The sequence below is a fragment of the Psychrobacter urativorans genome (assembly GCF_904846675.1).
In the GTDB taxonomy this organism is placed as follows: Bacteria; Pseudomonadota; Gammaproteobacteria; order Pseudomonadales; family Moraxellaceae; genus Psychrobacter; species Psychrobacter urativorans_B.
Window position 1 is genome coordinate 1 of record NZ_CAJHBT010000035.1, and the last position, 9,245, is coordinate 9,245.

Consider the following 9,245-nt stretch of genomic DNA (forward strand, 5'->3'; position numbering starts at 1 on the left):
AGCGTCAGTGCCAATCCGGCAATCACTATCATAGGCCAAAATATCGTCAGCAGTGATTGGCGTGTATTAGAGGAAATATGTTCAGTTCTCATGAATAAAAAGATGTCCTTGGTAGCCAAAAAGGCCGACGCGGAACGCCGACTTTTGCCATGTTATACCTTTTTTAGCATTTATGAGGCTTTACCATTGATGCCCATAGTCTATCTATATCGCTATCACAGACTATTTTTAACTTAATAGCCCAAGCGATATTACTGGGAACGCTATTAAGATGACTAATCGAATCAAGTCAGAGACAATGAAGGGCGCCACCCCGCGAAACATATCAGCAAGCTTGATATGCGGTGCCACCGCTTTAATCACAAAGATATTCATACCCATTGGGGGTGTAATAAGCCCGAGCTCTACGGTTAATACTGCAATAATACCAAACCAAACGGGATCAAAGCCTAGCGCTAAGATAATTGGATAGACTACCGGAATGGTAATAACTAGCATGGCCAAGGCATCCATGAACAACCCAAGCAAAAAGTACATGATCAAGATACAGATTAAAACGATCATAGGGCTAACGGCTAAGCCACCGATCCACGCTGCTAGCGTGTTAGACATTTGCGATACAGAAATGAAATAACCAAGCGCTTCTGCACCTAAAAGCATAAAGAATACCACGGCAGATAACGCCAACGTCTCAGTTAGTGAGCGCTTTAGCCCATCCAGTCTCATGCCTTTAACAAAGGCATAGGCCCAAGCAGCGAAGGCACCTACGGCTGCCCCTTCAGTGGGAGTAAATAAGCCAAAGAAAATACCCGCGATAATAACAATAAAAATAAAGCTAAAAGGTATAAGCCCTGTCAAGGACAGTATCTTAGCTTTCCACGAGGTTCTCTCGCCGCGTGGAGCCAGATGCGGCTTCCAGCGCACCATAATCATAACCGTAATAGAATACATCACTATGCCTAAGATACCCGGTAAAAACCCAGCAATAAACATATCGCCAACTGATTGTTGGGTCAAGATAGCATAGACAAGAAGCGCGATACTCGGTGGAATCATGATCCCTAAGGTACCACCAGCAGCTAAAGCCCCACAGGCAAAACCAGGCTGGTAACCATGTTTTTCCATTTGTGGCAATGCCACTCGAGCCATAGTAGACGCAGTCGCTAACGAGGATCCTGAAATAGAAGCAAAGATGCCTGATGAGCCAATACCAGCAATACCAAGGCTACCTCTAACGCCACCAAATATAGTACGAGTAGAGTCGAATAGTTTGGTCGCCATACCAGAATGAGTGGCGAATACCCCCATTAATATAAATAGAGGAATGGCACTAAAATCATATTTTGCTAAGACATCTACTGGGATATCCTTTAACATCTGCAGGGCGTTACTAGGTGCAGTTACGGCACCAAAGCCTACCAAACCCACTCCTAACATCGCCAAGGCAACAGGTACCCTCCCGACGACTAATAAAATCATGCACACTAAACCGATAGCACCAATAATTTCTGGACTCATGCGCCTGTCTCCTCGGCGTCAAAAAACTCGCCCGTTTTGAAAATATTGATGGATTCGATAAGGGCTCGAATAGCGAGCAAGGCACTTAAGAACGAACTTAAGGCGTAAATGGGCATCATTGAGATTCTAAGATCTTGAGTCACTTTACCGAAATGGACGGCATCGACTGCACTTTCATACAGTCCCCATGTGAACACGATACCTATTAAGAAAAACCCCATCATGAAGGCACCCATCATGTACCCTTTAATAGACTGCGGCATTTTTTGGGTAAAAACGTCTACTATAATCTGGGAACGTTCCACAAAGGCGGCAAAGGCGGCGAGCAATGCAAAAAGCATGAAATAGGAGACAATCTCCACACCACCTTTAATAGTAAACCCAAGCTCACCACCAGTGAGCTTGAATAAATAACGAGTGGCAACATCTGCAATAGTGGCGACAACAATGATGATTAAGCTGACACCACCAATGAACTGACATAACCTTGAAATAAAATTACTGACTTTGACTAAAAATACCATGTGACATCTCCTACCTCATCAAAAGCTGATGAAATGCTATTGGAGTAGCTAGATATGGTAAGCAGAGCAGCTTGCACTGCTCCAAAAGATAGATTTATTTTCATCTTAGAATCCTTTCTTGATGGTTAGATATTTTACTGCTTTTGGGTCGTGTTCTAAATCATTGTTGTATTAGCTTAGCACCCGTATTGGCTTGTAACTCATCAAAAGTTAAACCAGCGACCATCTTACGAACCATCAATCCCTGATCGGTAACGTCAATCACCGCTAAATCAGTATAGATTCGATCGACACATTTTTCACCAGTGATAGGTAAATTGAGTGTCTCAACAATTTTAGGCGCACCATTCTTGCTGACATGATCCATCATCACATAGACTTCCTTAGCGCCAACGGCTAGATCCATTGCGCCACCCACTGCGGGAATATCTTTTGGTCGACCTAAGAACCAGTTGGCAATATCTCCATTTTCAGCTACTTCAAAGGCACCAAGGACGCATAAATCAATATGGCCACCGCGAATCATAGTAAAGGAATCGCCATGGTGGAAATAACTACCGCCTTCAAGTAGAGTGATGTATTGTTTGCCCGCATTGATTAAATCGCCATCCTCTTCACCTTCGGCAGGTTCAGGCCCCATCCCTAAAACACCATTTTCACTGTGTAAAAAAATGTCTTTATCTTCAGGTAAGAAGCCAGCGACCTTCGTTGGCTGACCAATCCCTAGATTGACATACATACCTTCTTCAATATCTTGAGCAACCCACTTGGCAATCTCATCAACCGACCAGGGTGTATAATTATTCATTATGTCTCTGCTCCCATACACACAACTTCATGGACGAAAATACCTGGTGTAATAATATGCTCAGGATCCAAAGCGCCTAACGCGACCACTTCACTGACTTGGGCAATCGTGTGCTTCGATGCCGTGGCCATAATGGGGCCAAAGTTACGAGCGGCTTTACGGTAAGTTAAGTTACCCCAGCGATCACCCTTAAAAGCTTTTATAAGGGCAAAATCACCTTTAATCGGATATTCCAATACATAATTCACGCCATCAATGGTGCGTGTTTCTTTACCTTCGGCAAGCAGGGTTCCATATGCGGTCGGCGTATAAATGGCACCAAGACCACTGCCAGCCGCTTCAAGTCGTGCCGCTAAAGACCCTTGTGGCACTACTTCAAGTTCAATCTTTCCAGCTCGGTATAAATCATCAAAGATATACGAATCATGTTGACGCGGGAAAGAACAAATAATTTTACGCACACAACCGGCTTTTAATAACAAAGCCAGGCCTGTATCACCATTACCCGCATTATTACTAACAATCGTTAGATCCTTAGCATTATGCTCGATCAGTGCATCAATCAATTCTGCTGGTTGACCTGCCAATCCAAAACCGCCTATCAAGATGGTTGCCCCATCATGGATATTACTCACGGCTTCAGCGGTGGATTCCGTCACTTTATTTAACATTGAACCATCCTGTGTAAAATGGGTTATACCTACAAGTATGTACATCTGAAATAGCGAGCTATATTGAGCAACAGCTCATAATATTTCGAGTGAATAAGCTGGTGATACTCAGTAATTTCAACGATTAGAATTACTAAACCTGAATTGTCTACTCTAGTTTTTCAAGTGATAACCCAACATAGTTCTCAGCAATGTTCATCTTCCCTGCTTCCGAGTTAATGAAGTAGTCAAACTCAGCCTGTTGTACACGGAAATCAAAACGACTGGCACTTGGAAAACGATGTAAGAGAGTAGTCATCCACCATGAGAAGCGTACTGATTTCCAAACCCGTGCTAGGCATACTTCTTGATAGCGAGGAATTAAATCCGTACGGCCTTCTTCATATATTTTTACAAACAGACGGAATGCGGTTTCCACATCACTCGCAGCAAGGTTCAATCCTTTAGCGCCGGTTGGTGGTACGATATGTGCAGAATCCCCTATTAAAAACATCTTGCCATATTGCATGGTTTCACAGACATAAGAACGCAATGGAGCGATACTCATTTCTAGTGCGGGGCCCGTGATTAAGCGTTCAGCCATTTCTGCTGGAATACGGAGTTTTAACTCATCCCAGAACTTTTCTTCCGTCCAGTCTTCAATTTTATCGGTGTCAGGCACTTGTAAATAATAACGACTTCTAGTTGCCGAACGCATTGAACATAAGGCAAAACCACGCTCATGGGCACAATAAACCAATTCCTCATTGACTGGCGGTGTATCGCTCATTAAGCCTAACCAGCCAAATGGATAAACCTTCTCATACTCTTCTATCTTGTCTGCAGGGATAGATTTTCTTGAGACACCGTGGAAACCATCACAGCCTGCAATATAATCACAGTCTAAACGCAGTGATTCACCATTATGTTCATAAGTAATATAAGGCGTGTCTGATTCAATATCGTGTGGCTTCACGTTATCTGCTTTATAAATAGTGGTGCCACCATCTTTTTTACGCTCAGCCATCAAATCACGAGTGACTTCAGTTTGACCATAAACGATCACATGTTTGCCATCACTATATTTTTCAATATCTAGATGATGGTGCTCGCCTTGGAAACTAAAGTCAGTCCCGGTATGGATTAATCCATCTTCATCCATGCGCGCACCCGCACCCGCTTCACGAATTAAATCTACGGTACCTTGTTCTAAAACGCCCGCACGGATACGTCCTAAAACATATTCTGCGGTTTGGCGCTCTAAAATAACATTGTCTATCCCAGCTTTAGTGAGTAACTGACCGAGCAATAAGCCAGACGGACCTGCACCAATGATGGCCACTTGAGTTTTGTTAGTCATGAAATCCCTCTCATTGTCTAATTAAGTACGATTGTTAATTAAGTAAAACTGCTAATTAAATATGTTTACTGTTTACAAAACGCTTTGAGTTTAAAAGTCAAAAAAGACAGTTTCGCCATCACCTTGTAGGCATATATCAAAACGATAACGAGGTTTACCCTCACCTTCTTCTTTAACCGCTATCAAGGTCTTACGACGTTCTGTCGATGGAATACCATTTAAGATTGTGCAGTTATCGTTGGCTGCTAGTTCGTCGTCAAAATACGCTCTGGTTTGCAAATGCAGATTAATACCACGGGCAAAAACAGCGATATTGACGTGAGGGGCCATGGGCTTACCATCAAAGTCAACTTGACCTGGTTTGACAGTATTAAAATAAAACTGTCCATCTAAAGCACAGGCACTACGACCAAAACTACGAAATGGTTTTTTATTATCAAAATCAGCCAGATAATGGCCTTGGCTGTCCGCTTGCCAGATTTCTATCAAGGCATCATGCACCAAATCACCATTGCCGTCATAGACGTAACCCACCAATTCGATATGCTCACCTTCAGCATCTTCACTGGCCAAGTCTTGCCATATCTCATCTGCACGCGCCTCAAAACCAGCAATCTCTAGCGCTAAGCCGATATGAACAAAGGGACCTGCCGTTTGTGAGGCTGTTTCACGCAACAAACCGGTTTCATCTTGTAATTTGTATTGGCTATACATGTCTTACTCCTCAAAATAGGTTTGTAATGCGCCGCGAACGACAACATCAAAGCGATATGCCAAGTAATCCATTGGTTTACTCATAGACATATCTAAGCGTGCAATCATCGTTTCAACAGCATCTGGATCTTTTAATACTTGTACGATCGGACACAGTGGAATCAGCGGGTCGCCTTCAAAGTACATTTGCGTGATCAAGCGTGTTGAGATCGAAGGACCCATGACTGACACGTGAATATGGGCAGGACGCCAGGTATTGACCCCATTTGGCCATGGATAAGGACCAGGGCGCACCGTGCGGAAACGATAGCGACCATCAGCATCGGTAATACAACGACCAACACCACCAAAATTAGGATCAATGGCCGCAAGATAGCTGTCTTTTTTATGGCGATAACGGCCGCCAGAGTTAGCCTGCCACATTTCAACCAAAGTATTGGCGACTGGTTTACCAAATTGGTCAATCACCCGACCATGCATAATGATGCGCTCACCAATAGGCAATCCTGCTTGAGCACCTTCTGCGCGAAAGTTCATCAATAAATCATTGTCATGTTGACCGATTTCTAAACCGTTAAAAACGGGGCCACTGCGCTCTGAAGGACTGGCATTTTGAATACTGACCAAGGCTTGATTTGGCGAACGGGCTATCGAAGTTTTATAACCTGGCGTGTATTGTGCCGGTTGCCATGCCCGATCACGAGCAAGAAAATAAGGGTAGTTATGATTCATTATGATTATCTCCATTTTTATAAAGCGAACTTTATTTATAGAACATTTTTAATGTATACAATATTAAGAAATTGGTTCACCCCAACCATTATCTTTGGCTAAAGAAAATGCGTGATTGGCTGCTGGTACGCCAGCGTAAATGGCCACATGAATCAGTACCTGACGCAGCTGTACTTCACTAATGCCCAAGCGGTGCGCAGTGCGCAAATGCAATCCTAACTCACCATCACGTCCAAGCGCAGCTAATATAGCAGTGGTCACCATACTGCGTTGTTGTACGGTTAAACTGCTATCTCCCCACAGCTCTCCCCAAGCATTGCGCGTGATAAATTGTTGGAATGGGTTGTCTAATGTGGTTGCATTTTTAGTCGCTTGTTCAACATGCGCTTCACCAAGAATACGCTTGCGTTGCACTAGCCCTTGCTCGTAGGTAATGCCTGTTTCACCGATAGTCGCGCGGGCAGCATTGGTTTGAATATAATCGACTAATTGACTTGGCATTTCAATCGATGGCACGTGACCCGAACCTTCAAATACTGTCAACCGTGCATCAGGAAAAGCGGTTTGCAAGCCTTCTAAAGCTGCTAGTGGCGTAGACACGTCTTCTGAACCGGCAAGTAAAGCAATACTATCGGCATAACCTGCTAATTTTTCACTATTGTCGACTTGTGCTATGGCTTCGCAGAGTTTGGCATAGCTTTCATCATCGCTGCGTGCTAGTTGTATTTTCCAGCCTTGTAGCACTTCAGGATACTGCTTGACATAGTCTGGCGAAAACCAACGCGGCACAATCGTTTCAGCCATTTCAGCCAAGCCCAAACGACGTACGTTCTCAGCGCGCTCTGTCCAGGCTTTCTTAGTACCGATTACAGCACCGGTGTTGGTAAGGCAAACTTGCTGTAAACGTTGTGGTGCTATCTGACACAAGCTTTGACCAATGACGCCACCGATTGACGTACCGATAAAATTAAAGCTTTGAATCTCTAAAGTATCTGCCAAATGGAGGACATCACGGGCGAGTATTTCTGCTGATACCCCTTGTTGTGCTACTCCGCTGCTACCGTGTCCCGGTAGGTCCCAGCGAATACAACGATAGTGTCCGTGTAATTGATCACATACCTCATCCCAAACATCACGACTCATTCCTAACGGATGCGCCATGAAAAGGGCGGGCAAATACGCCTCACTGCTATCTTGATAAGCAATAAGATGTGTGTCTGTCGCTAAAAATGCCACTCTTATTCTCCCGCTCGTGAAACTATCAAGGCAATTCCTTGCCCAACGCCAATACACATGGTGCAGAGCGCCCGATCTTTTTTAGTACGTTGTAATTCATGGATAGCAGAAATCAAAATACGCACCCCGGAAGCACCTAATGGATGGCCTAAAGCAATAGCACCACCTTTAGGGTTGATGCGCGCATCACGATCGTCTAGACCCAATTCGCGTGAGCAAGCTAATGCTTGTGCAGAAAAAGCTTCATTGAGTTCAATGATATCAATATCATCTAAACTTAGATTAAGGCGCTTTAATAATTTCTGAGTAGCTGGTACAGGACCAATACCCATAATTGTTGGTAGCACACCGGCAGTAGCCATGCCCTCAATTTTTGCCATAGGTGTCAAACCGTATTTCTTCACGGCGGCTTCACTTGCAATTAACATTGCTGCAGCGCCATCATTGATGCCAGAAGCATTACCGGCGGTCACACTACCGTTCTCATATAAGGGGCGTAGTTTCGCTAATGCCGCTATATCCGTGTCTGGACGTGGATGTTCATCTTTATCAACGATGATCGGTTCTTGTTTACGCCTCTCGATAGTAATTGGTGTAATTTCAGCAGCTAAGCGACCATCGTTTTGTGCTTGTGCAGCTTTTTGCTGCGACCATAAAGCAAAGTTATCTTGATCTTCGCGAGAGATATTAAATTGTTCCGCCAGATTCTCAGCCGTGCGTGGCATTGCTTCTGTACCATACATTGCATCAAGTTTTTTATTAATAAAGCGCCAGCCCATAGTGGTGTCTTGTAGTGTTTGACGGCGATCATAAGCCTTTTCTGCCTTACCTATCACAAATGGAGCACGTGTCATTGACTCAACACCTCCAGCGAGTGCTAATTCCATCTCACCACTGACGATTGCACGGAAAGCTGTCCCCACTGCATCCAAACCAGAACCACATAAGCGATTAATAGTGGTTGCAGGCACCTTTTCTGTTAAACCAGATAATAAGCTGCTCATGCGCGCCACATTTCGATTGTCCTCCCCACTTTGGTTCGCGCATCCCATGAAAACATCTTCAATCGCACTGTGATTAAAGTCAGGAGCATCTTCCAATACCGCTTTGATGACTTGTGCAAGTAAATCGTCAGGACGAATGTCGGCTAGAGAGCCACCATAGCGGCCTACCGCTGATCGTTTTGGATGACAAATATAGACTGCAGTCATGTTTCTCTCCTAGGGGCTCTATTATTAACGTTTAATTTAATTAGTTTGGTTTTATTTGTTCTTCATTAGAATTAATGTTCTTATAGTGAATTAAATTATACCTTTTCTATTACTCTGTCAATCTAATTATGTGTTTTTATTACCTTAGATTCGTTTAGGAATGATTTAAAATATAGTAATTATTTAAAATGAAACTATCACCGATAGCCTGTAATTTTTTTAAAATAAAAAAAAGACCCAAGTCTGGGTCTTTTTTCACTTCCTTAACTTCACTACATCAAAAAAGAAGTGTGCTTAATTCAAAAAAACCCTACACTTCTTTTATATTACTTATCCCAGTTTGGATCCAGTCTGTTCATCAATCGGTAGTAAGCTGGCCATTCAGGAAGTCTAACTTGAGCACCCGCTTGCGCGTCACCGCCTTCAAACTGCTCTCTGGTTAGTTCCATAGCCTCTTCGCTGATTTCATTTAACTCGCCACCTGAAGCCATC

General features: G+C 43.6%; 9 protein-coding genes. All 9 read right to left on the bottom strand.

Annotated elements, in window-relative coordinates:
* Positions 1-228: 228 nt before the first annotated feature.
* A complete protein-coding gene (locus JMY06_RS11210; protein ID WP_201618332.1) occupies positions 229-1,518 on the bottom strand; it encodes a TRAP transporter large permease in 1,290 nt (429 codons plus the stop codon).
* The gene (locus tag JMY06_RS11215) at positions 1,515-2,042 is read right to left on the bottom strand and encodes a TRAP transporter small permease (RefSeq protein ID WP_201618333.1); all 528 of its coding nucleotides are present in this window, start codon (positions 2,040-2,042) and stop codon (positions 1,515-1,517) included. Before JMY06_RS11215 ends, JMY06_RS11210 begins: the two co-directional genes overlap by 4 nt.
* Before the next feature lie 160 nt (positions 2,043-2,202).
* Entirely contained in the window at positions 2,203-2,850 is a 648-nt protein-coding gene (locus JMY06_RS11220) for a 3-oxoacid CoA-transferase subunit B (RefSeq protein WP_201618334.1), read from the bottom strand.
* A complete protein-coding gene (locus JMY06_RS11225) occupies positions 2,850-3,521 on the bottom strand; it encodes a 3-oxoacid CoA-transferase subunit A (RefSeq protein ID WP_201618335.1) in 672 nt (223 codons plus the stop codon). The genes JMY06_RS11220 and JMY06_RS11225 overlap by 1 nt, the downstream gene beginning before the upstream one ends.
* 148 nt (positions 3,522-3,669) lie before the next feature.
* Positions 3,670-4,860, bottom strand: a complete 1,191-nt coding sequence (pobA, locus tag JMY06_RS11230) for a 4-hydroxybenzoate 3-monooxygenase (RefSeq protein ID WP_201618336.1) — start codon at positions 4,858-4,860, stop codon at positions 3,670-3,672.
* Positions 4,861-4,950: 90 nt separating this feature from the next.
* A complete protein-coding gene (pcaG, locus tag JMY06_RS11235; RefSeq protein WP_201618337.1) occupies positions 4,951-5,574 on the bottom strand; it encodes a protocatechuate 3,4-dioxygenase subunit alpha in 624 nt (207 codons plus the stop codon).
* A gap of 3 nt (positions 5,575-5,577) precedes the next feature.
* A complete protein-coding gene (gene pcaH / locus JMY06_RS11240) occupies positions 5,578-6,309 on the bottom strand; it encodes a protocatechuate 3,4-dioxygenase subunit beta (RefSeq protein WP_413786917.1) in 732 nt (243 codons plus the stop codon).
* A gap of 60 nt (positions 6,310-6,369) precedes the next feature.
* On the bottom strand, positions 6,370-7,542 hold the full coding sequence (locus JMY06_RS11245) for an alpha/beta fold hydrolase (RefSeq protein WP_201618339.1): 1,173 nt from the start codon (positions 7,540-7,542) through the stop codon (positions 6,370-6,372).
* A 2-nt stretch (positions 7,543-7,544) separates the two neighbouring features.
* Positions 7,545-8,753 carry a 3-oxoadipyl-CoA thiolase gene (pcaF, locus tag JMY06_RS11250; RefSeq protein ID WP_201618340.1) on the bottom strand — a complete coding sequence of 403 codons (1,209 nt, stop codon included), beginning with the start codon at positions 8,751-8,753 and terminating at the stop codon, positions 7,545-7,547.
* Positions 8,754-9,245 lie beyond the last annotated feature (492 nt).